The 22,479-nt window shown below is 48.3% G+C and carries 21 protein-coding genes, 3 pseudogenes and 1 riboswitch; of the genes and pseudogenes, 17 read left to right on the forward strand and 7 right to left on the reverse strand.

The features are described 5' to 3' along the window. Positions 1 to 9: 9 nt before the first annotated feature. Positions 10 to 109, reverse strand: a riboswitch (purine riboswitch). Between the two features lie 151 nt (positions 110 to 260). Together I3X05_RS22040 and I3X05_RS22045 are read left to right on the forward strand one after the other, a co-directional pair. Then, positions 261 to 575, forward strand: a complete 315-nt coding sequence (locus I3X05_RS22040) for a DOPA 4,5-dioxygenase family protein (protein WP_045569457.1) — start codon at positions 261 to 263, stop codon at positions 573 to 575. A 99-nt stretch (positions 576 to 674) separates the two neighbouring features. Beyond that, complete coding sequence (locus tag I3X05_RS22045) at positions 675 to 2,222, forward strand: DUF3369 domain-containing protein (protein ID WP_045569456.1); 1,548 nt, start codon at positions 675 to 677, stop codon at positions 2,220 to 2,222. Between the two features lie 18 nt (positions 2,223 to 2,240). On the opposite strand, the gene I3X05_RS22050 is transcribed toward I3X05_RS22045, so the two are convergent. Beyond that, positions 2,241 to 4,178, reverse strand: a complete 1,938-nt coding sequence (locus I3X05_RS22050; protein WP_045569455.1) for a PAS domain-containing sensor histidine kinase — start codon at positions 4,176 to 4,178, stop codon at positions 2,241 to 2,243. Positions 4,179 to 4,316: 138 nt separating this feature from the next. Between I3X05_RS22050 and I3X05_RS22055 the strand changes: the two genes are divergently transcribed. The 6 genes from I3X05_RS22055 to I3X05_RS22080 all read left to right on the forward strand — a co-directional run bounded on the left by I3X05_RS22055 (position 4,317) and on the right by I3X05_RS22080 (position 10,338). Next, positions 4,317 to 5,288, forward strand: a complete 972-nt coding sequence (locus I3X05_RS22055; protein WP_045569454.1) for an ABC transporter substrate-binding protein — start codon at positions 4,317 to 4,319, stop codon at positions 5,286 to 5,288. Then, on the forward strand, positions 5,285 to 5,929 hold the full coding sequence (locus I3X05_RS22060) for a hypothetical protein (RefSeq protein ID WP_045569453.1): 645 nt from the start codon (positions 5,285 to 5,287) through the stop codon (positions 5,927 to 5,929). The genes I3X05_RS22055 and I3X05_RS22060 overlap by 4 nt, the downstream gene beginning before the upstream one ends. An 83-nt stretch (positions 5,930 to 6,012) precedes the next feature. Next, positions 6,013 to 7,365: a molecular chaperone gene (gene yegD / locus I3X05_RS22065; RefSeq protein ID WP_045569452.1), complete on the forward strand. Its 1,353-nt coding sequence runs from the start codon at positions 6,013 to 6,015 to the stop codon at positions 7,363 to 7,365. Positions 7,366 to 7,549: 184 nt separating this feature from the next. Continuing rightward, positions 7,550 to 8,482, forward strand: coding sequence for an SRPBCC family protein (locus tag I3X05_RS22070; protein WP_045569451.1), 933 nt, complete (start codon positions 7,550 to 7,552; stop codon positions 8,480 to 8,482). 1 nt (position 8,483) lies between these two features. After that, on the forward strand, positions 8,484 to 8,996 hold the full coding sequence (locus tag I3X05_RS22075; RefSeq protein WP_337971259.1) for a hypothetical protein: 513 nt from the start codon (positions 8,484 to 8,486) through the stop codon (positions 8,994 to 8,996). A gap of 238 nt (positions 8,997 to 9,234) precedes the next feature. After that, the gene (locus I3X05_RS22080) at positions 9,235 to 10,338 is read left to right on the forward strand and encodes an insulinase family protein (protein ID WP_052702523.1); all 1,104 of its coding nucleotides are present in this window, start codon (positions 9,235 to 9,237) and stop codon (positions 10,336 to 10,338) included. Positions 10,339 to 10,391: 53 nt separating this feature from the next. On the opposite strand, the gene I3X05_RS22085 is transcribed toward I3X05_RS22080, so the two are convergent. Continuing rightward, entirely contained in the window at positions 10,392 to 10,700 is a 309-nt protein-coding gene (locus I3X05_RS22085; protein ID WP_045569449.1) for a cysteine-rich CWC family protein, read from the reverse strand. Positions 10,701 to 10,776: 76 nt separating this feature from the next. Between I3X05_RS22085 and I3X05_RS22090 the strand changes: the two genes are divergently transcribed. Further along, positions 10,777 to 11,001 (forward strand): DUF3820 family protein, encoded by a 225-nt coding sequence (locus I3X05_RS22090; protein WP_045569448.1) that lies wholly within the window; start codon positions 10,777 to 10,779, stop codon positions 10,999 to 11,001. Between the two features lie 16 nt (positions 11,002 to 11,017). Here I3X05_RS22090 and I3X05_RS22095 read toward each other — a convergent pair whose 3' ends face one another. Further along, positions 11,018 to 11,572: a TetR/AcrR family transcriptional regulator gene (locus tag I3X05_RS22095; RefSeq protein ID WP_045569447.1), complete on the reverse strand. Its 555-nt coding sequence runs from the start codon at positions 11,570 to 11,572 to the stop codon at positions 11,018 to 11,020. Positions 11,573 to 11,726: 154 nt separating this feature from the next. Here I3X05_RS22095 and I3X05_RS22100 point away from each other — a divergent pair, with 154 nt between their 5' ends. Together I3X05_RS22100 and I3X05_RS22105 are read left to right on the forward strand one after the other, a co-directional pair. Next, entirely contained in the window at positions 11,727 to 12,341 is a 615-nt protein-coding gene (locus I3X05_RS22100; protein WP_045569446.1) for a hypothetical protein, read from the forward strand. After that, positions 12,338 to 13,223 (forward strand): annotated as a pseudogene (locus tag I3X05_RS22105) (SDR family oxidoreductase). Before I3X05_RS22100 ends, I3X05_RS22105 begins: the two are co-directional and overlap by 4 nt. Before the next feature lie 2 nt (positions 13,224 to 13,225). On the opposite strand, the gene I3X05_RS22110 reads toward I3X05_RS22105, so the two are convergent. Next, positions 13,226 to 14,158, reverse strand: coding sequence for a LysR family transcriptional regulator (locus tag I3X05_RS22110; RefSeq protein ID WP_045569445.1), 933 nt, complete (start codon positions 14,156 to 14,158; stop codon positions 13,226 to 13,228). Positions 14,159 to 14,330: 172 nt separating this feature from the next. On the opposite strand from I3X05_RS22110, the pseudogene I3X05_RS22115 reads away from it, so the two are divergent. The 4 genes and pseudogenes from I3X05_RS22115 to I3X05_RS22130 all read left to right on the forward strand — a co-directional run. Then, a pseudogene (locus tag I3X05_RS22115) lies at positions 14,331 to 14,531 on the forward strand (glutathione S-transferase N-terminal domain-containing protein); the annotation flags it as partial. 486 nt (positions 14,532 to 15,017) lie between these two features. Next, positions 15,018 to 15,359 (forward strand): hypothetical protein, encoded by a 342-nt coding sequence (locus I3X05_RS22120; RefSeq protein ID WP_045569443.1) that lies wholly within the window; start codon positions 15,018 to 15,020, stop codon positions 15,357 to 15,359. A 99-nt stretch (positions 15,360 to 15,458) separates the two neighbouring features. Next, positions 15,459 to 16,520 (forward strand): DUF3298 domain-containing protein, encoded by a 1,062-nt coding sequence (locus I3X05_RS22125; protein WP_045569442.1) that lies wholly within the window; start codon positions 15,459 to 15,461, stop codon positions 16,518 to 16,520. Positions 16,521 to 16,705: 185 nt separating this feature from the next. Next, a pseudogene (locus tag I3X05_RS22130) lies at positions 16,706 to 17,497 on the forward strand (outer membrane protein transport protein). Positions 17,498 to 17,536: 39 nt separating this feature from the next. Here I3X05_RS22130 and I3X05_RS22135 read toward each other — a convergent pair. After that, positions 17,537 to 18,217 (reverse strand): tRNA (adenine(22)-N(1))-methyltransferase, encoded by a 681-nt coding sequence (locus tag I3X05_RS22135; protein WP_045569441.1) that lies wholly within the window; start codon positions 18,215 to 18,217, stop codon positions 17,537 to 17,539. Between the two features lie 147 nt (positions 18,218 to 18,364). Here I3X05_RS22135 and I3X05_RS22140 point away from each other — a divergent pair, with 147 nt between their 5' ends. Both I3X05_RS22140 and I3X05_RS22145 read left to right on the forward strand, forming a co-directional pair. Beyond that, entirely contained in the window at positions 18,365 to 19,354 is a 990-nt protein-coding gene (locus I3X05_RS22140) for a CobW family GTP-binding protein (RefSeq protein ID WP_045569440.1), read from the forward strand. A gap of 127 nt (positions 19,355 to 19,481) precedes the next feature. Beyond that, positions 19,482 to 20,765, forward strand: a complete 1,284-nt coding sequence (locus tag I3X05_RS22145) for a DEAD/DEAH box helicase (protein ID WP_039442993.1) — start codon at positions 19,482 to 19,484, stop codon at positions 20,763 to 20,765. A gap of 40 nt (positions 20,766 to 20,805) precedes the next feature. Here I3X05_RS22145 and I3X05_RS22150 read toward each other — a convergent pair whose 3' ends face one another. Together I3X05_RS22150 and I3X05_RS22155 are read right to left on the reverse strand one after the other, a co-directional pair. Continuing rightward, positions 20,806 to 21,642, reverse strand: a complete 837-nt coding sequence (locus I3X05_RS22150) for an arginase (RefSeq protein ID WP_045569439.1) — start codon at positions 21,640 to 21,642, stop codon at positions 20,806 to 20,808. 7 nt (positions 21,643 to 21,649) lie between these two features. Then, on the reverse strand, positions 21,650 to 22,384 hold the full coding sequence (locus I3X05_RS22155; protein WP_039436716.1) for an IclR family transcriptional regulator: 735 nt from the start codon (positions 22,382 to 22,384) through the stop codon (positions 21,650 to 21,652). Positions 22,385 to 22,479 lie beyond the last annotated feature (95 nt).

Genomic DNA, 22,479 nt, shown 5'->3' on the forward strand with positions numbered 1-22,479 from the left:
AAATCCCGGGTATAAAGTTACAGACTTCATAATCAAGAGTTTAAGGCTCTTGGTAGAAACTCCCAAACCATATCATTAGGATTATATGAAGCATTGATCGAGGCAAAGTCTAGCACTGGATACTTCTATCAGCAATTGGCAACTTGGCCGATTTTGTATGCAAAGTTCTAATTTTTTGAAGGATTTATTCAGCGTTTATCTCTTGGATTTTGTTTGTCGCAAAGTAGAATGTGACGAAAAATTCACATAGGTGACCAATCATGTTCCACGCACACGTTTACTATCCGTTAAATCGTCGTTCTGAGGCGGCTGAGTTGCACGAGAAAATTCGCCGCGAGCGTAAAGATGTTTTACAAATATTTCCTCTGGTGGATCGCTTAGTCGGGCCACACAAGATGCCCATGTTTGAGCTGCACTTTCGTGATAACCAAAAGGGGTTGATTGAGTGGCTGGACACTCAGCGCGGTGGTTTTTCGGTCCTTATTCATCCGGTAAGTGAGGAAGAGCTCCTCGACCATACCGAGCGCGCACAGTGGCTCGGTACTAACATTGGCATTTTTGAAGAGATATTCTAAGTGTGATCGCAAAATGCACATCTTTCTACCTAACTCCTTTCTAACTTGAGCTTTTGTGCTAAAACTTAATAAGTAGTGGATAAAACAGAGGCTTAGTAAATGGATTTATTTGCTGACCATCGTGCAGAAAATGGTAAAGCTGTCAGTGAGACAATTGATTTACAACGCGGCCATCAACCTTGGAAAGTGTTGCTCGTTGATGACGACGAGCAGATGCACCAGATAACGCGTCTTGCTTTATCTGGTTTTCAGTTTCAGGAGCGCAGTTTAGAGCTAATTTCGGCCTATTCTGGTATTGATGCTCGGCGAATTTTGCAAGAACAGCAAGACATCGCGGTGGCTTTTGTTGACGTGGTCATGGAAACTGAGCACGCGGGATTAGAGTTGGTGCGGTTTATCCGAGAAACCTTGGGAAACCGCTTGATTCGCTTGGTGCTGCGGACCGGGCAAGCTGGGCAAGCACCGGAAGACGTGGTGATCAAAGAGTATGAAATTGATGACTACAAAGAGAAAACCGAGCTAACTACGCAAAAACTCAAAACTGTGCTCTATTCAATGCTGCGTTCTTATCGCGACCTGTGTTTAATTGAAGAGCAAAAACAAGGGCTTAGTCGTGTAATTCAGGCTTCCGCTTTTGTGCAAAATACCACCACCTTACAAACTTATGCCTCGTCGGTTTTGGCGCAGCTTACTTCATTGCTAAAACTGGAAAAATCGGCGCTCTATTGCATTGTCAAACCCGGTCCTCAAGGGGAAGAATCACGGGCCTTGACGCTAGCCGCGACGGGATCCTATGTCGATTTCTGCGCCAAGTGCGCGTTTGATATGCTGCCAGACGTGGTGGCAGAGCGTTGCCAACAGGCTTTGCTCAGCAAGCAAACCATGAACTATGGCGATGCATTTGTGCTCTACAGCCATGATGAACAGGGCGTCGATAGCCTGTTGTATGTCAATCTCAACAAGAACTTAGATGAGTTTGACTTACAGTTACTGGAACTGTACATGCAGAACATCGGCCTGACTTTCGAAAATCTCAACCTGATGCTCGATATTCGCGAAACCTCGAAAGAGTTGGTGTACAACTTGGCTAATGCGGTCGAGGCGAGAAGCCGCGAAACGGGAGCGCACGTGCAGCGTGTTTCGCTATTTGCCGAGAAGTTAGCTCTGCTTTACGGCTTAAGCGAGTACGACAGTAGCATGATCAAACACGCCTCGCCGCTACATGACATTGGCAAAGTGGCCATTCCCGATGCGATTTTGCACAAACCGGGCAAATTGGATGCCGAAGAGTGGAGTGAGATGCAGCGTCATGTCGAGTATGGTGTGGAAATATTGAGCAAATCTAAGCGACGTTTGATCGCTGTCGGCAGAGAAATTGCCGCCTCACATCATGAAAAGTGGGATGGCTCGGGTTATCCCAACCGTTTGAGCGGAGAATCCATTCCGATTAGTGGTCGCATCGTCGCTTTGGCGGATGTGTTTGATGCTCTAGGGTCAAAACGCAGTTACAAAGAGCCGTGGAGTGACGACGACATCCTACGAGAGATCATCGCGCAAAAAGGCAAACACTTTGACCCCAAATTGGTTGAGCTTTTTCTCGATAACATTAGCGACTTTATTGCAATACGTGAAAGTAACCCCGACTAATCAGTCAATTATGGAACTCTACTCTTGGGCGATGTTCAGCGGCAGCTCCTTAGGAAAAGTGATGGTGAACTGCACCCCTTCGCCGGGGGCTGACGCAAAACGAAGGTCGCCTTTTAACTTCTGCTTGATCAAGTTAAACGCTAGGTTTAGCCCCAAACCCGAGCCGCCTTTGCCACGTTTGCTGGTGAAAAAGGGCTCGAAAATCTTTTGATGCAACGATTCATCCACACCACAGCCGTTGTCGCTGTAATGCAGAATGATGTTTTCATCTTGCTGCTCCAGTCTGATCACAATGCTGGGTTGCGCTTGCTCGGCAAAGGCGTGATTGACGCTGTTTAAAATCAGATTTGAGACGATTTGGGTTAACACGCCCGGTAGGCTATTCATTGCCAATTGATCGTCACCTTCAAGTATGGGGGTGACTGGAACTTTTCGTGTTTCTGGGTGCAAGCTGGCGATCAGCGCAGATAACACTTGTTTGACGTTGAACTCGCTACGGCTTTCGGAAATTTGATCCACCGCCGTCTGTTTGAAATCACGGATCAATTTGGCAGCGCGGTGCAGATTGTTTTCCAACATCTCGCTGCTGTCGGTCATTTGTTGCATCAATTGAGCAAACTGGGTGCTGGTCAATGACTGATCAGAGAAGGCTTGATTCAGTTGGCGTGTCGCATCACGAATGATGGACGAAGCCGTCACCGCGATCCCCAAAGGGGTGTTGACTTCGTGAGCCACGCCAGCGACCAAACCGCCCAAAGCGGCCAGCTTTTCTGATTCCACTAGGTGCTCTTGAGTTTTTTGTAGCTGCTCCATGCTCTGTTTGAGATCTAAGGTGCGCAGCGCGACCTGATGTTCGAGATTCTGGTTGAGTGTTTGTAGCTCAACTTGGGTGCGCTTAAGGTCGGTAATGTTGAGCGCAGTGCCACGAAATCCGACAAATTGGTCCTCTTCATAAAGAGCAATCGCTTGAAAGTGGAAGTACAACGCCATGCTGTTGAGCGTAATGCACTCTTCACAGCGAGAAAAATCCTGTTTCTTGAGCAAGCAACGCTTCAGTTGATTGGCGTGAGAGAACGCTCCCAGCTCACTCAGTAGCGGCTTGCGATCTTCGCTTAGGTTGAGTGCATTGAGCATGGCTTCGGAACAAAAAGTTAAACGGCCGAGGTGATCGGTTTCCCACAGCCAATCCGACGAGACATGGGTAAAATCGGTAAAGCGCTCTTGCTCACGTTTGATGTTGCGATACAGCGTAGTCACGCTAGTGGTGATGCGGTTGGTCTCATCTCCCAGCCAATCGAGTTCATCTTCGCTCTCCATCGCCCAATCGGAGTGCGCCAATGCCAAGGGCTCTGCTGGATGGCGCGGATTGTAGTTGCGCAGGTACTTGGCGATTTCAAAAATACGCCGATTTACACTGGTGTGGAACACCATCAAGATGATGGTGCAAACTAAGGTGGTTTTAATCGCGTTCATGGTCAGCGTCATTAAAAACTGCCGGATCAGTTGCTGATAAATTTGCCCAGCGTCTGATTCGACGTAAATGGTGCCAATGGTTTGCGACGTGCCATCAAGCGGGTTTTGATAAATAAGGGGAAAGCGGCTGCCGATCGCTCGCTCTTTGACCTTGTGCCCGGCATTGAACACATAATCGTCCGAGCGGATCTCTAAGAAATCGATTTTGGGCAAGTTGACCAGACCATCCAACCGCTCTTGCAGCAGCACCATATCAAACGACCACAGTGAAGCCGACAACAAACCTGCGTGCACATTCTGTATTTCGTAGTGTCGCTGCTCAACATCGTTAAACTCTTTGTCGTAATCCCAATAGAGCTGCAACAAGGTGGTAAACAAGGTGATCACGCCGCTGATGATGATCATGATCAGCACAATCCGCCGACCAATGCGGCTGAACAGTGGGTTATGAATGCTCTCTTCGTACTGCTGGACTTTGCTCATACTGGTAGGTGGCTCCTGGCACTTTCATCTCAGTATAGATGCAAATGCGTTGAACCAATGTTGCCTACCCAGCAGATTTCATTGTTATTGATAATTTCAACTACACTGCAATGGAAAAGACCATTTAAGGCGAGCACTATGAAAACGATTTCGTTACTACTCATCATGCTGTTTTCAATTTCGCTGCGCGCAGCAGATGTGTTGGTAATTGAAAGTTATCACAATCAATATGAGTGGGATAAAAGCTATTTACAGGGGCTGCGCAGTGAAGTTGCGGATAAAGCAGAGATCGTTACGTTTGAAATGGACACCAAACGCTTGCCGAGAGAGCAATATCCTTTGATGGCGGAGAAAGCGTTTGCTACGTATCAACAATTGAAGCCCAAGATCGTCGTGTTGGGTGACGACAATGCACTAAATTATATGCTGCCAAAACTCTACGACGAACCTATTTCGCTCATCTTTCTTGGTATTAATATCAATCCACGGAAATTACTTGCCACTTATCATGGTAAAGCTGAAGTGACCGGTTTGCTTGAACTGCCATTGTTTGTCAAAAATATTGGTGAGATTAAACGGATTATTGGCAAGCGCGATCTGAAAGTGTGGATATTATTTGATTCCGGTGTGACCTCTGAAATTTCCGCAAGTTATATTGACAGCCAGTATCAATTAATGAAAAAAAGTTTATCGGTCGATGTGAAAATTCATCTGATTGGCGAATTTCAAGCTTGGCAAAGTACGATTGACTCTGCGAGAAGTGAGAGGGTAGATGCCATTATCGTCGGCTTGTACCAAACCATCACCGACTCAGCAGGGAGGAATGTGTCGTCCGAGGAAGTGATTGCTTGGACCAATCAACATACTCGTGTGCCGCTGTTTGGCTTTTGGGATTTTTCTGTCGGAAAAGGCAAAACTTCAGGTGGTGTGGTTCTGTTTGGGGACGCACAAGGCAAGCAAGTCGGGCAGATCGTTAACCAGATCCTTTTGGGCACGCCAGCCAGCACCATACCGATCCAAATCGGCAATCAGGGGCGCGCGCTGTTTAGTGAGGCTGAGATGAAACGTTGGGGCTTGCAAGCACCAAATCACGCGGAGTGGGTGGAATGAGTTTGGCACTGATCTTTGAGGTGGCCCTGCTGGCGATCGCTTATTTGCTGACGTTCTTATTCTTGTTGCCTAGCCAAATCCCTCATAACCATCCGTTTGACTTTAAAGGCCCACGCTTTCTTCTCACTAAGCCTTGGGAAAAAAGCGCTAATAAAGCGTGGCGCGCCTATTATGCGCAGGTGTTGCAACCTTTTCTCGAGCAGAAAACTTTTTATGCGGTGAGTTGTTTTACGCTGTTTATCAGTTGGCACAACAGCATTTCTTGGTCGGTTTCATGGGAAAATGGTTTACCCATTATTTATCTGTTCTCGTTGGACATCAACTTGTATGACGTGAATCAGATTATCATTATTTCCTCGCTATTTTCCTTGCTATTAATGCGGCCATTTTGGCAAATATCTTTATTGGCTGCTTATTATCTTTCTTCATTATTAATAAAACGTCTCTCATTTAGTAAACTCAAATTTACTCTAGTTGCTTTCTGCTGCTTGGCATTAGCGAATTATGCGTTGACGGTGATTTTGTTTTACTTGCTCAATCGCTATTATTCTATCAGTCACGGAATGTTATTAATGCCCGGGTTTATTTTGCTCTTTGCTTTGGTGCTTTGTTTGCCGACATCACGTTTTTCACGCCAATAATCTCGCTTCGATCAACGCGACTGGCTATTTCCGCCTCCCTGAGTTAGCATTGCCGACCTTTTTTATCAGCGACGGGAGGCACTATGTTTATTGGCTTTGATTATGGTACGGCAAATTGCTCGATTGCAGTGATGCAAGAGGGCGAACCACAACTGCTACCGCTTGAAGGTGAAAGCTACTACATCCCGTCAACGTTATCGGCACCCAGTCGAGAATCGGTATCCGAGCATCTATTTCGTCATCTCAACATCAAGCCGTTTGATGCCATCGGCGAACAACTGCTGCGTCGTTCAATCAACGAAAACCGCGAAGAGAGTATCGACCTTCATCCGCAAGATGTCGCCTTTGGTCAAGCAGCGCTGGATCGCTATTTGGCCGATCCGCGTGATCTCTATTACGTAAAGTCACCGAAATCGTTTTTGGGTGCGTCCGGTTTGCATGATATCCAACTGAGTTTTATCGAAGATTTGGTGTGCGCCATGATGGTCAATATTCGCCAAAATGGCGAGAAAAGTACGCAAACGGCGATTGAAAGTGCGGTTATTGGCCGTCCGGTCAACTTTCATGGCCGTGGCGGTGAAGTGGCGAATCGTCAGGCAGAAAGCATCTTGCGCCGCGCTGCGCAGCGGGCTGGGTTCAAACAGATAGAATTCCAGTTCGAGCCTGTTGCCGCCGGGTTGGAATACGAAGCGACGTTGACGCACAATCAAACGGTGTTGGTGGTGGACATCGGCGGCGGTACCACCGACTGCTCATTGCTTGAAATGGGGCCGAAATGGCGAGGTCAGAAAGATCGCAGCGCCAGTTTACTTGCCCACACCGGGCAGCGAGTGGGGGGAAACGATCTCGACATTCATCTGGCATTTCGTCAGTTGATGACACCATTTGGCTTTGGTAGTAAAGCGCTCAGTGGCATTGATATGCCGAGAACGCAGTTCTGGAATCCGATCGCGATCAACAATGTGCAAGCGCAAAACGAGTTTTACTCGCGACAGAACTTAGCTGCGTTAAAAACATTGCATAAAGAAGCGCAAGAGCCAGAAAAACTGGCGAGATTGCTGCAGGTTTACCATGAGACGCTGGGTTATCAGATCACGCGTCGCGCCGAAGAGGCGAAAATTGTGCTATCGGAACAAGACAGATGTCGCCTGTCGCTCAATCTACTATCGGAAACGCTTGAAGTGGAGATTGAACGTCAAGAGATGATCGCCGCGATTGAAGCACCGAAACTCAAAATGGTCGAGTTGGTGCGTGAGGCGGTCGCGCAAGGTGGCAAACAGCCAGACGTTATCTTTATGACGGGCGGCTCTGCGCGCTCTCCAGTGCTGCGAGAAGCGATCGAAAGTGAGCTGCCGAACATTCCTTTAGTCAGCGGCAACTATTTCGGCTCAGTCACGGCGGGCCTCGCTCGCTGGGCGCAGGTGTGCTTCGCTTAACAGGCGGGTGCTTTGCCTAATAGGCAGCTTAGTAAGTAAATAGTGTATAAATAGTGCAAAGGCTCGCCTCTGAGGCCATTGGCAGCGCAGTTGGCGAGTTCGCTATGAAGGCGTACAATCGTTATCTCGTTGAGTTGTCTGAGCACATCGTGCGGGTTTGGTACCGTTTCATTGGAGAGATAAAATGCCTGAATGTCGTGTTAGCCGCAGTATCCACGTCGAAAAAAGTGTCGAGAAAACCATCGACTACATCAGCGATTTCACCACGTGGACGAAATGGTCACCGTGGCTGATCTTAGAGCCAAACAGCGAAGTAGCCTTCAGCACTTTTCAGCAGCAACCGGGTGCTTACTACACTTGGAAAGGTAAGCGTATCGGCCAAGGGCGAATGGAACTGGCGCATCTTTACGACAACCAATTGGTGTACCGTCTCAACTTTCTCAAACCTTTTAAAAGCCATGCTGAAGTGCGTTTTAATGTCACGCCCTCGGGCTCAGGTTGTAAAGTGGAATGGCAATATCGCGGCCACCTGCCGTGGTATCTGTTTTTTCTCAAAAGCTTTATTCGTAATATGCTGCGCATGGACTATGACCGAGGTTTGCGCATGCTGAAAAGTGCGCTGGAAACCGGGCGCGTTGACAGTAAAGTCCGTGAGCTGGGCGAACGAGTTCTGCCTGAAACCCACTATATTGGCGTTTGGGGTTCGGCAACTTTGGACGAAATTGCCACGCTGGCACAGCGCCATACGGATAACCTCAATGATTACGCGGCGCTGCATAATATCACCGCATGTGGTGAGCAGTTTAGGCTTTATCAATCCATGTCAATGCGTAAGCGGCGTTTCGATTTCATTACCTGTTTGCCTGTTTCTGAACCAATGCCTGCAGCGGAGAAGTTTGTCGCCGGTACGATTCCCGCAGGCGTCACTTTTGCGGTGGAACATCAAGGCGAATATCAATTTCTTGGCAATGCTTGGGCCTTTGCTGCATCATTAACGCGTGCCAAGAAGTTTAAAGTCAAATCTCGCCCTCTGGGCATTGAAAAGTATCTCGATAATCGAAGTGAAGTCGCTCCAGACCAATTGCGTACGGAAGTGATGCTATTTAAAAAGGGCTAACATGAATACCTTTGTGATTGAAACAGTGCTACTGATTTTACTCGGGATGTTTGTCGTGCTGGTTGCGCTGCAATTGTGGTTTTGGCTTCGGCCCTATCTTTATGATCTGCTGCTGCCAGCCGACTTTCGTTTTACAGTGCGTAATCTGCTGGCGACGCTTAATCAGGTCAAACCACGTGGTGAGATTAGCGCAGAGTACGCCGCGCAGCTTGGTGAACTGATGCAACCCAATCTAGCGCAAAGGCAGAAAATCCTTGCCGCTACGCAGCTTTTTACCGAGGTCACGCAAAATCATCCAATCTCGTTCAACAGCAGCAAAGAGCAAGCGATTGTTGAACAGAGTGCTCAGCAGTTGCAGCATTTAGCACAGCAGATGAGTAAGCAACCTAAGCATCTCTGCCATGCGATTTCAGCCCATTTTTACTGCGCTGCTTGTGTATGGCTGTGTCAATTGATCTTGGCGCAAGGCACAAACGACGCGCAAGAGAAAGACGCATCGGCGTGTGAACAGTGAACGTTCAGCTCGTCTTAATTTTGAGATTTTGTTCACTCGGGATTGTGGTGATGAAAAAATACACTATAATCTCGGCTGATTTTTATAAGATGTCGCAAAAATCAGTTCAGCTCTGGCTCCTGTGCCTGCCCTAAGGCCACTCGAGCAGGTGCGAACAAGGAAGCCATTTTCAGACGTCTTGATCAACAGATATAACAAGTTTGCTTGTTTGGTATATTTGCCTTGATTGAGGTTTCTCGTGTTATTCGCAGTATCTAATCCGTTTATTAAAAAAGTGAAGTCATCGATTTTGTTTGGCTTATTGTCGATGACTTGTGCTCTTCCTGCTGCCCACGCAGCGATTGAAACACTCTCGCTGACGCCAGAACAAAACTGGATGCCAACCACCGACCTCAGCCTGCCAAGGCAGATGAAAATCGGTACGTTGGAAAACCACATTCGTTACGTACTGATGCCGTCACGCCGTAGCAAAGATGCCGTCGCTATTCGCTTAGGGATAGGAAAAGAGCGCCGCGCGCAACGTTTATACAGCAAGCAAGCGCTATTGAGTGAGCAGGCGCTGGCGGATTCTTTGCGTGAAGTCCTAGAACAAGCGGGCAGTAATCAAACCCTGATCACCGGTGATCAAGAAGAGGTTACGCTGATTCTGGTTGGCGATTTTACAACGCGTGACGCTGAAGATGCGATTGATGGTGTTTTTGCTGATGTCAAACTCGTGAAGAAATCGCAGCCATCGGCCACGCAGTTTGCCGCCGCGCAGCCAGAGATTGCGGAGCAAACACCGCGCATTTGGGTTTCTACAAAAACGTCTACTGAAGCGATGCTTGAGATTGATGAAGACAGCAAAATGAGCCGTAAGGAATCGCTGTCGCGCCAATTGGCAAATCAAGTATTGGCCAAACGGATTGAAAATGCGCTCGTGACCGATGCCGAGCAAGAAAAGGTTGCGGTATCAGTCGAGGAAGAAAAAGCGGCGGGGCGCTTATCAACCAAAGCGTTAATTGAGTTTGCTCAGCAACCGGATTGGATGCAAGCCAAAGATATCATCGCGAAAGTGATTGATTACACTAAAAATGGCACCATCAGTGCGCAGGAATTCAGTGACGAAGTGCAGCAAATGCATCAACGTTTAAAAGCAAACTTGCAGCAGGATATCGGCGAGCAAGCGAATGAGATCGCGCTTGCGGTGCATCGTAAACAGGTTTATCTCCAGCCTTCGGATGAGCTACGTCTGTTTGAATTTCACGTTGCCCACATGAGCGAAGCGGATCTCAACCAGTCAGCGATTCAAATTTGGTCTTCCGACATCGCGACTATGGTGCAACCGGCCGTAACCCATTGATCGAGCCTGGTCGCTTATCCAACTTTAGATAGAATACACACCGCTCTCTGGCTTTAGACGAGCGGTGTTTTTTCAAGGCAGCGGCGACACAAACAGCCTTTGCCTTGTAACTCGATGGCCATTTCTCTCTCTTCTAAGTCGAAGCACCAACAGGTCGATTTGCCCGCGCTGATGTCACAATGGCTCGGTTGGCTGCAACTTGGACATTGATGGGTGGCCTCTTGGCCTGCAAGTTGTGACAAAATGTGCTCTCTTTGCTGATCGCTGCTGGATGCCCAATTGACAATCTCCGGCATGGTGCGGTGGCAGCCTTGGCAAATCCCGCCATTATTTTTGCATGCGCCGATACACGCTGATTTCATCTTCTGTTTTTCACCTTGGTTGCAAAGGGGCACAATGATAATCTTTGTTGTTTAGCAAAGACAGGATAAAAACGCGATGCTGGAAAAAGAGAACTTACTGAAATTGGCGCGTATGCCGATGCCCTATGGCAAATATGCCGGGCGAATGCTGATCGATCTACCAGAAGCTTATTTGCTCTGGTTTGCCAACAAAGGATTTCCTGAAGGGGAATTAGGCCAACTGCTACAGCTTTGCTTGGCGTTAAAAATCGAAGGGCTAGACACGGTCGTAAAGCCGTTGAAGCGAGACAATCGAGCGTGATAACTGCGCTCCCACCTTACAAACCTTGTCTTAAGATGCTGCTAACCAGCTTGGTTATGTAGCTGCTTTCTAATGTTCTACCAATCAAAAGCTGGTGATTCAGCAGGCCGAGTAAAAGAGTAAATAGCGTCTCGCCGAGCTCTTTGGAGACATAGTGGCCGAGCATGGCAAGGTATTTCTGGTTTGCAAGCTTCATACATTCGTCGTCGGCAATGTGCTCTTGCCCGATAACATCAATGTAATCGGAGACCAGTTTTAACTCTTGAAAATATCTTGGCGCAATTTGCTGCATGATCAGCAGGAAGTTTTCGACTCGTTGTGCTGGCGTTGCCTGCTCGGCCGAAGGTCGATGAGCGATGGCATCGCTATCAAAGTTCACAATCGCTTCTGTGGCAGCGCGAAACAGCTCATTCTTACTTTTGTAATAGTAGTAGAGCGCGCTTTTGCTCATGCCAAGTTGGTCGCAGAGCTGGCGCATACCGATATTCTTGTAGCCATGAACGAGAAATAGTTCAGCAGATCTTAACGCGATCTCCTCTCTGCGCTGGTTATGGTCAATGATCTTTGGCATCTCTGTTCCTTGCTTGTTTACTTTTCTTCACCATTGCTGTTGCGCAGTATAACACAGCGATTTTTATTTGGACCACTTGGTCAAAAATGACTTTACCTTGTATGAAAAACCTTCTAATTTAAAAAAGACCAAGTGGTCCAAAATGGAGGTGGCGATGAAAATTGATTGGAATGTCCCCGACGTGAAACCGGGTTTTTCGGGTGCAATGGAGAAATTTATTGGCCCTGGTGCAACCAACGCAGAAAAGCAATTGCAGTACTCTTTGCCCTTGTTAGCAGGGCTCGCCATCGTTGTGTATGCCTATTGGGCACAGTTGGATTGGCGCTGGCCGCAGTATCTGATTGCTGGGTTTCTCAGCGCGGATATTGTCGGTGGCATCATTACCAATGCCACCTCAAGCGCCAAACGTTGGTATCACCGTGAAGGTCAAGGTTTTAAGCAACATCTGCTTTTTGTTGCCTCGCACTTTGTACAGTTATCGCTGTTTAGCTGGGCATTTTTCTCTTTCGATCTGCTTTGGATAGCGGCAGTCGGTGGATACATGTTGCTTGCCTGCATCACCATTTTGCTCATGCCGCTCTATTTGCAGCGACCTGTGGCACTGGCCTGTTACTCACTAAGTATTTTGCTTTGCCTGTATGTGTTTAGTGCAGCCGAAGGCATGGAGTGGTTCCTTCACTTGTTTTACCTCAAGTTGCTGGTCAGTCACATACTAAAAGAGGAGCCGTATCGCCCAGAGACAGAACTTTCGTCAGGAGAAAGAGAATGAATAATTCCCAGCGTATTCTCGTTGCTGGTTCAACGGGCTATTTAGGTTCACACATCGTAAAGCAACTGATTGAGCAGCAGATGAATTTCAAAGCGCTGGCTAGGAGCCGAAGCAAATTGCAGCAGTTGGGGGTGGACGACGCGCAGATTGTCCAAGCGCAGGTAACCGACGCGCAGCAATTGCAAGGCATCTGCGATGGCGTGGAGGTGGTGATTTCTTGTTTGGGTATCACCCGTCAGCGTGATGGGCTGAGTTATGCAGATGTTGATTACGGCGCGAATCTCAACTTGCTGCTGGAAGCTGAGTGTGCTGGCGTGAAAAAATTCATCTATGTATCGGCCTTTAATGCAGCGCAGTTTCCAAAGGTTCGCTTGCTCAATGCCAAAGAACGTTTTGCTTGACGGCTTCTTAGTTCGACCACTGTTACGCCTTGTGTGATTCGTCCCAATGGATTTTTTTTCTGATCTGGAGGAGATTTATTATATGGCAAAAAGCGGACGCGCCTATCTTTTTGGTCAAGGTGAGTTGAAACTCAACCCGATCCATGGAGCGGATCTGGCGCGCTTTTGCCTAGAGGCCATATCGTGCACTGAGCAAGAGCTTGATGTCGGTGCCCCTGACGTACTGAGCGCCAAGCAGATTGCGCAACTGGCTTTTGACGCCTTAGAGCGCGAAGCCAAGCTGACTCATTTGCCTGATTGGATGCGCCGCACGAGTTTGGTGATTGCGCAACATCTGCCCGAAAAATGGGCTGGCCCGTTCGAATTTTTCCTTGCCGCGATGGGCAAAGATGCCATCGCACCGCGCTATGGTTGCCACCATCTAAAGGACCATTATCGCTTGCTGGCAAAGCAAACCCACCATGCCGCTCACTCACAGTAGTTTCACTCTGGGGTAGACGGTATCTGCTGTGCAAAGTGCTCAAAGAGAAAATCGAGAAACAAGCGAATGCGTTTGGGTTGGTACTGGCGGCTCATGTAAATCACGTTGAGATCGGCGCTCAAACTGGCTGCTGACGTGTTGAAGTTTTTCATATAGTCATCCAGTACGGTGACAAGGCGCTTTTGCTGAATATCTTCCTGCACATCCAAAATCGATTTGAGCGCAATGCCTGCGCCATCCAGTGCCCAGAGCCGAATCACTTCCCCATCGTCAGAAAATCGCTTTGGCACTATGGTAATGGCATCGCGCTGTTCGCTGGCTTGAAAGTGCCAAGTTTTTAGCTCCTCGTTGCTGCGTAGCATCGCCAAGCAATCATGATGAGCGAGATCGTGTGGCGTTTCCGGCGTCCCTTTTTTGGCTAAGTACTCCGGTGAGGCGCACAGTACGCGCTGACTGGCCGCTAAGCGGCGGGAGATCAAATTGCTGTCGGCCAGTGAGCCATACCTTACCACCACATCGATACCTGATTCGGCAATATTCACCAAGTTATCATTGAGATAGAGATAGGGCACGACTTGAGGATAGCGCTGGCAAAAGGCCGATAAAATCGGGTAGATGTACTGCTTGCCAATGTCTTTCGGCGCGGCGACTTTCAACGTGCCACGCACCTCTTTACTGCCGGTTTGCAGCAGGTTTTCTGTTGCTTTGACCGCCTCAAGGATCTCCAGACATGCTTGGTAATACGTCGCACCGGAGTCGGTGAGTGAGAGATGGCGGGTACTGCGATTGAGCAGCTTCACGCCATAACGCTCTTCCAGTGCTTGTAAGCGCGCGGTCACAGTGGCGGGGGAGAGCCCGAGTTCTCTGCCTGCGGCGGCAAGCCCTTGGTTTTTGACTATGCTGGCAAACATCGTCATGTCGGCAAATTTATCCAATGGAGTCTCCTGATTGTTTGGAAATTCTAAATAATGAATTTAATAAACGGTAAATTATCAAATTCTTTCGAATGAATATACTGGCTCAACTATGGTGCATCGACATCATTGGACCAAACGCTAGGCCAGTGGCTCTGTGCGTGAATCGCCCCAAAAGAGTTAGGAAAGAAACATGAAATTATACATCTATGAACATTGCCCATTTAGTGCCCGCGTCCGCTTCGTCGCTGGTATGCTCGGCCTCAAGCTTGAAGTCGAAACCATCGATTATGATGACGATAAAACCACCACTGAACTGGTAGGCAGTAAACAAGTGCCTGTGCTGGTTAAAGACAATGGGGTCGCCATCGCAGAGAGTTTAGACATTATCCAATCTGGTTAACTGATATCACGTATTTTTTAGGTTGAAAGGAACTTCCACAGTTTTAAGGTTTATTTTGGGTGTAACTCAAAACACAATGTCGACTAAGTACTCTAACCGTGAGCTCATTTGGACCAACTTCATTAAATGAACGCAAAAATAGGACAACCGAGTGGAACAATGGGTTTCGTTGATAATATTGTTGTCCTTCCCGATACTGATGACGCTGGGCGACTCCCGATGCGCCTATACAGCAATGTAAATGCAATATATCAGTGCAGCTGTATCCTTATATCCTCACAAAAACAAGCAAGATAGTGGGAAAAACACAGTTGGAATAGCACTGAAAGAGGAACCCGATGTATAGCACGCTCAGCTAACACTATGAGCTGCATATCTCTATTTTAATAGGTAGTCAAAATGAAAAAACGGATACTAAAGGCAAGAAGACCCATTTTAGTCCTTTTTTTGGGAGTAATCTTGGGGAGTTCGATTTCAATGAGCAATGCTGAAACTGCCCCCTTTTCTGTCAAAGTGCAGTCTCGGCTTATGACCAATAAGTTGGTTGGTGCAGACGCCGCTGATTTGGATGGCGATGGGGTTCCCAACAGCAGAGACAAAGACTACAACCCTGAAGGAGATGCGGATGGTGATGGTATCAGTAATAAGGCAGAGTACGACAGTGGTTCGGATCCGCTGGATCCAAATTCTCCTATGATGAGTGAGGATGAAGAGCAGGATGGAGAGGATAGCGCCAATGACGTTGAGCAAGAAGTGGATCCAAACATGGATACAGAAGAGGAAACACATGAAGACGAATCGTATGGGGTAGATGGCTAAGGTTATAAGGGTAAGAGCCGCTGCCACAGTCGGGAAGAATAGTGCACAGCGGCTACTATGACTATTATGGATAGCCCCCCTTTTTTTGAAAGGTCTATTATGAAACACCGAGTGTTCACTGCCATGTTTTTTTTGATTAGCGCCCCTTCTCTGGCTACCAGTTTTGACTGTGGGAAGGCGCGTACAGCGATTGAAAAAATGCTCTGTGCTGACGAAGAACTTTCTCGAGAGGATAGCAGGCTAGGCTATCTTTATCAGGAAATCCGCAATAATACGCCCCGCCTTTACTTTCTGAAGGAGGAATTGACTTCTCAACAGAGATTGTGGTTGAAGCAGCGAGACAAGGCTTGCGACAAGCTTTTGGGTGTCGAGCTCACTCACTGTTTAGCCACGTTTTACGAGACCCGCTATGAGCAGCTACGCCAGCTTCGTGATCAACCCGCCTCGGTGCAATCCACGAGTAAATGGTACGACATAGAAACAAAAGCATTTCTCTCATTCGATCAGCAAAGCCGAATTTGTCACGATGAGATGTTTCTTGAAAGAGAACCGATGGATTCGTTGCTGGGGTTTCATTTAGAAACGCTAGAAAGCATCTCTCCCCTCAAAGCGCCGAAAGTTGAAGACCGAGTGGAGGGCTGCCCTGAATCGACTTCAAGCGAACATCGGTACTCAGAAACGCTGGTGTACGTCAATAACAACGTGGTATCTCTGCAAGTCTACCATTGGGCGTATTCTGGTGGAGCCCATGGAAACGGAGAACCAACCCTGCTTAGTATTGATACCAATAAGCGGGCTCTACTGAGTTGGCAAGATATTTTTGGCGACAATCAAGCTCTGGAGCAGCATATCTATCGACGAGTGGCCAGTGAACTGCTTGACGAGGGTTACCTGCCGGCCCCTTCTGTCTCTGGGGCTATTTTTTACTTCAAGGAAACCGGAGCATTCACTATTCGCTCCGACGGGTTGTACATTCAATACCCAGCTTACGCTATTGCGCCCTATTCCAATGGAGAGCCTTCCTTAACCATCCCGTTGCTGATCTTGCAAAAATATATGACAAAAGATCAATACCAATATTTTTTCGGCGCGCCGACGGATCGAAAGTTGGCCTTAAGGCCGAGTTTGGCTATTGAGACTGGCGTTCTGGAAGTGAAGTGACGGCTTATACTCACAGTGGCGAGGACATTCATTGAGTCTGAAATCAACACGATGTTCTCAACAAGTGTTTCGCTGCTGAATAAGAGCAGAGTAGAGCTATATTTCACTGCTATTGGCTTATTAAAGTGACGCGAATATTACTTTAAATTATTGAAAATAAAGTTATTTTAACATCTGGTCAAACGATGGCAGCCGGATTTCAACTTAATGCTCAGTCGGCCACCGGAATTGGTCGAGCTTTTTCCGGCGATGCCGTTATCGCGGACAATGCCTCGGTTATGGCGCGAAACCCTGCCGCGATGGCACTGTTTGATGAAACAGCCTTGTCGTTGGGGTTTGAAATCATTTCCACAGACATTACAGCGGAAGATGTGCAATACAATGGTAACCCGGCAGAATCGTTTGACGATGCCGGAAGCGTATCGGTTGCGCCTAATGTCCATGTGATCATCCCAGTAAACGAACAGTTTGCTTGGGGTCGGCTTTAATCTTGGAACCGTTTTTGAGCTGGACGAAAATAACCGCTTTGGTCTTTCCTATCGATACAGCCCGGAAATTGAAGCGGACGGGAATGTGGAGTACTCCGGCGACAAAGACAGCAACGGCACACTCTACATGCTGCTGCCTAATATGGCCGAGTTTTCGGGCTACCATAGAATCAAAGAACCCCCTTCGCGCTTCACTACAGTATTCAATACACCGGGTGGAGCTGTTTTGATAAGTTGGATGCCAAGATCAATGGCACGACCACCACACTCAATGATTACAACTGGCAAGATGCTTGGCACTATGCCATTGGCGGGACGTACGAGATTGATCAACAGTCCAATATTGATATCGGTCTGACTTACTTGATCGGTGAGGATGTGCAAGCCGATGAAGTGACGGATGCCGGACCCATTGAGCTGTCCCGTATCTCGGCCACCACTCGTGCCAATGCAGTTCTCTTTGGCTTACAGTACAACCGCACGTTCTAATGCGATAGCAACGCTTGATGGTAGCGAGCCTATGCCAAGTTAGCGTACAACTTCGTTCAGTTGTACGCGCTGATAAGCTTGAACAACCGCCGACATGGCCTCACCATGGCCGCGCTGCAAGCGTTGATAATGCGCGACAGTGGTTGCCTGATAGCGTTTGGCGATATCCAGCGGCGCGCAAGACCACATGGAATCCCCAACGACAGAAAGCTCTCGATGCGTATCTTGCTGGCGCGATAGGTGCAACACTTCGTAAAAGCGGCGATTCTCTTCAATGAGCTTTTCGTCAATCAGGCCAAACTTAAGGCGACGCAGAGCTTGGCGCAGCATGTACAGATGATGCACCGGGCAGAGCAGAAACTCCAACTCGGCTTGCGGGTGTCGCTGGCAAATTTGCTCAACCAGTGTCAGTGTTAAGTCGCCACCAACACCGGCAATGATCACCAAATGTCGGCCTGCAAAACCTTCCAAAGGCAACTGCGCAACGTCAACGCACTCGACATGCCAGCGATGGCGTTGAGCCGTGTGGTTTGCTTCAAGCGTTTGCCTCACTTTTTCTGTTAGCTGCGGCACGATGTCGACAAAATGCACCTTGGCACTTTGTGTCTGTTGCAGCAACGCAAGCCCCAGATAGCCGTGATCGCAGCAACAATCCCAAATATGGTCATACTCGTTGCTCACCATGGATTGCAGAGTTTGCATGCGTTGACTCAGTTTCATTTTCGCTCCGATAAAGGCGGGACTCAAAGCGGGCGATTGTAGTGGTTTTTGCCATCGGTTGAGAAGTGAAATGCGTGGAAAAGAGGTGCAACTTCTTGGATGAAAAGTAAAATAGCCGCCTAAACCTTGTATTTTCTGGAGAAGACTATGGCCAAGCGGGTTCCAACTAACATTATTACTGGCTTTCTCGGTGTCGGCAAAACGACCACGATTCTCAATCTGCTCGAAAATAAACCGGCCAATGAAAAGTGGGCGGTGTTGGTGAATGAGTTCGGTGAAATCGGCATTGATGGCGCGCTGATGACAGAAAGCGGCGCTGTGATTAAAGAGGTCCCCGGCGGATGCATGTGTTGTACCGCTGGAGTGCCGATGAGCGTTGGGATCACCGCATTGCTAAGGCAAAATCCTGATCGCTTGCTGATTGAACCGACCGGACTGGGCCATCCAAAACAAGTGATTGCAACGCTCACCTCGGCGCAGTATCAAGAATACGTTGATCTCAAAGCGACGATTGCGCTGGTGGACCCTCGCAATCTCAGCGATGAAAAATACACCATTAATCAGAACTTTAATGACCAGCTTGCCTGCGCCGATGTGGTGATTGGTAGCAAGGTGGATTTGTGCCATGCCCACGATATTGACGTATTTAATGATTGGCTGACCGATCAAACGCCAGCGAAAGTGTTTAGCAAGTTAATCCACGATGGACAGCTGCCGCTGGAAGTGCTCGACATTGAGCGCGTGTATGGCAGTGCATCGACGCATATTGAAGCGCATCATCACCATCACGCAGACATGGAGCCGCAGTTTCAGTTGCAGCCGGGGCAGGCGTATGTGCGTAAAGAGAATCAAGGGCAAGGCTACTTCAGCTGTGGCTGGCTAATTGGCGCAGAGTATCGGTTTAATTTTGACCAACTGTTTTCTATGTTGACTGACTTAACCGCAGAGCGTGTTAAAGCGGTTATCAACACCGATCAAGGCTGTTACGCCTTTAATCGCGCCAATGGTGTGCTGTCGGTCAACCAGATGTCGTTGGAAGGATTTGAATCGCGTATTGAGGTGATTGATTCACAACGGATGCCTTGGGACGAACTTGAGGCGATTTTGCTACGTTTATGCGGTGCCCACGCCGAGTAAGCAGAGTCGACACTGAAGTTTTTTCAGTGAATTGTCGAATATCGTGAGATATATCACTCGCTTTCAGGTAGAATGCTCGGCCATTTGTTTACGCGATTAACTTTTTGTCTGTTTAAGGAAACGCTCCATGTCATTTGCATCTCAAGGTTTTGCTCCCGAAGTCGTGAAAGCGCTCGAAGAGTGTGGCTATGAAAAGCTAACCCCAATTCAGCAAAAAGCCATTCCTGTTGCCCGTCGTGGCCATGATATTTTTGCCACTGCGCAAACCGGGACTGGCAAAACCGCCGCTTTCTCTCTGCCTTTGATCCAGCAATTGCTCGACAGCAGTAAAACGGCATCGCGTAAATCGGCTAGAGCGCTGATTTTTGCGCCGACGCGTGAACTGGCCGAGCAGATCGCGGACAACATCAAAGCTTATACCAAATACACCAACCTCACGGTAGCGGCGGTCTTTGGTGGTCGTAAAATGTCGAGCCAAGAACGTGCTTTAGAAAATGGCGTCGATATATTAGTGGCGACGCCAGGACGTTTGGAAGAGCACATCGAAGCGGGAAATGTGACGGTCGCCAATATCGAATTTCTGGTGTTTGATGAAGCGGACCGCATTCTGGATATGGGCTTTATCAGTGCGGTACGCAAGATTCTTCTCGACGTGGACACCAATCCGCAGATCATGATGTTTTCTGCCACGACCTCAAGCCAGCTTAACGAGCTGTCGAAAGACATTCTACGCAAGCCAAAACGCATCGCCGTTGAGCGTGAAAATACCACCGCGCACACCATTGCACATGTACTGTATCCGGTTGATCAAGAACGCAAAACAGAGTTGTTGTCGGAACTGATTGGCCGTAAAAACTGGCAGCAGGTGTTGGTGTTTGTTAACTACAAAGAGACCGCCAACGAGATTGTGCAAGAGCTGAAACTGGACGGCATTAAAGCCACAGTTTGCCACGGCGACAAAGCGCAAAGTGCACGTCGTCGCGCGCTTGAAGAGTTCAAAACGGGCAAAGTGCGCGTGATGGTCGCGACCGATGTCGCCGCGCGTGGATTGGATATCGAAGATTTGCCACACGTGGTCAACTACGACATGCCGTTCTTGGCTGAGGACTATGTGCACCGTATTGGCCGTACCGGCCGTGCGGGCAAACAAGGTCATGCGGTCTCTTTCGTCAATCGCGAAGAAGAGCTGACGGTGATTCAGGTGGAAAACTTAATTAAGCAGCAGATCCGCCGCATTGAACTGGCCGGATACGAGCCGAAAAGCCGTACCGCGTACATCGACAAACTCAATAGCAAGCCGTCGTTTAAAAATCGTCAAGGTCGACGTAACAACGCCAACGAGCCGACCGATCAGGCCGCGGCAGAACGTCGCTTAGCGATGGTCAAACGTTTGAAAGCGCGTCGCGGTTAATTTAGCCCTCAATAAAAAATCACCCAAACGGGTGATTTTTTTATGCCGCATGGTGGAGCAAATCGGTGAGCTGATCTAACTCTTCCAGCATATTTTTGCATTCGCGTGAGTAGATGAGCTTATCGCGATCGCCCACAATTTGGATAAAGGTGGTTTTGCCGGAGAGTAAACATTGGCGCAAAGTGCGCATCACCATTTGCATGTCGAGCGCTTGGCAATCTTCAATGCTGGCTTTGGCAACAATCGACGCCAAATCAATCGAGATCACCAGTCGGTCACAGTGATCGATAAAACTGCCCAAGTGCTCTTTGCAATCGTTGCGATGACGGAACGTGAACTCTTTCTCTGTCAGCCAATTGCAACCGAGATCTTCGGCGTGTTCCCAAACTGCGCTGCTGGTATGGCTCTCGTTCACGCCAACGAAAAAAGCCCGGGTGTTGTGATAGCGAGTGAGGGCAAAGTGAAAAGCGGTGCCGAGTTTCACGTCCAAGGTCGCTTTGAGCCCCATGCTGTGGCTCAAATTGACCAACCCAACTTCATCACTGCCGCTAAAGAGCACAGGCATTGAAGAGAGTACACTCTCCGCACAATTGGTAAGAACAATTGGAATCGCATGACGTGAAAGCACTCGGCTTAGCGCTTCCTGATAGTTGCCGTTTTCCACGTCTTTGCGAGAAAAATTGTCACAGTCGCTACCCGTTTTACGTTCGTTGAGCTGATATAACCATTCACTGGCGTTTTCTAGGCTCTGTTGCGCTGTTTCAAACTCGACGATTGTCATGGGTTTCACCAACTCACTTAAGGTGAGATACGTAAAAGGGGAGTGATGATGTTCAATCACACTGGCTTTTTGATGACGTTTGAAAAAGCTTAACATGGCGGCATTACCTTTCTGGTGGGAGCGCTCTCGCTGCCTGTAAAACATGTAAAATGATTCGTTGCTTGTCGGCATCCACTCGGTGAGCTGGAGCCATGACCGTGACTGCGCCGATCAGTTTACTTCCTTTCATTACCGGAGCACTGATACCAGAAACCCCGGGATCAATCTCCGACGTGCTCACTGCGTAGCCGTTACGGCGAATGGTGTCGAGCTCTTCCTGCCATTTCTCTAGTCGCTGTTCTTGACCGAAATAGCGGAGAATCCGTTCGCATCGTTGTTGCGGCATGAAAGCGAGCATCACTTTGGATGAGGCGCCACGAAGTAGTGGTTGACTTTGACCCTGGACGTAGCTACATCGCAGCGCCTGCATACTCTCTTTCTGACGAACGCACAAAGCGCGATACCCAACAGGCACCATGTAAGCGGCGAGCTCTCCAGTCTGATGTTGTAAACGCGCTAATATCGTTTCCACCGATTCAAGACTGTGCTGGCTGGTTTGATAGCTGCGCATCAACAGAAGCGCAGCGGGGCCAACAATCAGCGTTTTTTCATGGGCGCTTTCTTCAATCAGGTTCCACTCTTTGAGTAATTTCAAATGGCGATACAAGCTGCTGAGCGGAACGTTCAATTGTTCACTTAGAGTTTTGGCTGAAACCGGCTCGTCGTTCACCGCAACCTGCATCAGCAGTTGTAACGTTTTTTCGTTAACCTGATTGGCGTTCATCTTGTTTTCTTTCATGCAATTTTTAACGTGTACAAATTCATAACACAACTATAATTCTTATTGGTTAAGAAAAGGAATGAAATTTAATTTACTATTTCTCGATATGTGAG

Origin of the sequence: Vibrio navarrensis (genome assembly GCF_015767675.1) — a bacterium.
In the GTDB taxonomy this organism is placed as follows: Bacteria; Pseudomonadota; Gammaproteobacteria; order Enterobacterales; family Vibrionaceae; genus Vibrio.

What these genes read in the sequence shown, in the direction of transcription:
- I3X05_RS22040 (WP_045569457.1), top strand. Translation starts at nt 261, where the DNA reads ATGTTCCACGCACACGTTTACTATCCGTTAAATCGTCGTTCTGAGGCG.
- I3X05_RS22045 (WP_045569456.1), top strand. Translation starts at nt 675, where the DNA reads ATGGATTTATTTGCTGACCATCGTGCAGAAAATGGTAAAGCTGTCAGT.
- I3X05_RS22050 (WP_045569455.1), bottom strand. Translation starts at nt 4,178, where the DNA reads ATGAGCAAAGTCCAGCAGTACGAAGAGAGCATTCATAACCCACTGTTC.
- I3X05_RS22055 (WP_045569454.1), top strand. Translation starts at nt 4,317, where the DNA reads ATGAAAACGATTTCGTTACTACTCATCATGCTGTTTTCAATTTCGCTG.
- I3X05_RS22060 (WP_045569453.1), top strand. Translation starts at nt 5,285, where the DNA reads ATGAGTTTGGCACTGATCTTTGAGGTGGCCCTGCTGGCGATCGCTTAT.
- yegD (WP_045569452.1), top strand. Translation starts at nt 6,013, where the DNA reads ATGTTTATTGGCTTTGATTATGGTACGGCAAATTGCTCGATTGCAGTG.
- I3X05_RS22070 (WP_045569451.1), top strand. Translation starts at nt 7,550, where the DNA reads ATGCCTGAATGTCGTGTTAGCCGCAGTATCCACGTCGAAAAAAGTGTC.
- I3X05_RS22075 (WP_337971259.1), top strand. Translation starts at nt 8,484, where the DNA reads ATGAATACCTTTGTGATTGAAACAGTGCTACTGATTTTACTCGGGATG.
- I3X05_RS22085 (WP_045569449.1), bottom strand. Translation starts at nt 10,700, where the DNA reads ATGAAATCAGCGTGTATCGGCGCATGCAAAAATAATGGCGGGATTTGC.
- I3X05_RS22090 (WP_045569448.1), top strand. Translation starts at nt 10,777, where the DNA reads ATGCTGGAAAAAGAGAACTTACTGAAATTGGCGCGTATGCCGATGCCC.
- I3X05_RS22095 (WP_045569447.1), bottom strand. Translation starts at nt 11,572, where the DNA reads ATGCCAAAGATCATTGACCATAACCAGCGCAGAGAGGAGATCGCGTTA.
- I3X05_RS22100 (WP_045569446.1), top strand. Translation starts at nt 11,727, where the DNA reads ATGAAAATTGATTGGAATGTCCCCGACGTGAAACCGGGTTTTTCGGGT.
- I3X05_RS22120 (WP_045569443.1), top strand. Translation starts at nt 15,018, where the DNA reads ATGAGCAATGCTGAAACTGCCCCCTTTTCTGTCAAAGTGCAGTCTCGG.
- I3X05_RS22125 (WP_045569442.1), top strand. Translation starts at nt 15,459, where the DNA reads ATGAAACACCGAGTGTTCACTGCCATGTTTTTTTTGATTAGCGCCCCT.
- I3X05_RS22135 (WP_045569441.1), bottom strand. Translation starts at nt 18,217, where the DNA reads ATGAAACTGAGTCAACGCATGCAAACTCTGCAATCCATGGTGAGCAAC.
- I3X05_RS22140 (WP_045569440.1), top strand. Translation starts at nt 18,365, where the DNA reads ATGGCCAAGCGGGTTCCAACTAACATTATTACTGGCTTTCTCGGTGTC.
- I3X05_RS22145 (WP_039442993.1), top strand. Translation starts at nt 19,482, where the DNA reads ATGTCATTTGCATCTCAAGGTTTTGCTCCCGAAGTCGTGAAAGCGCTC.
- I3X05_RS22150 (WP_045569439.1), bottom strand. Translation starts at nt 21,642, where the DNA reads ATGTTAAGCTTTTTCAAACGTCATCAAAAAGCCAGTGTGATTGAACAT.
- I3X05_RS22155 (WP_039436716.1), bottom strand. Translation starts at nt 22,384, where the DNA reads ATGAAAGAAAACAAGATGAACGCCAATCAGGTTAACGAAAAAACGTTA.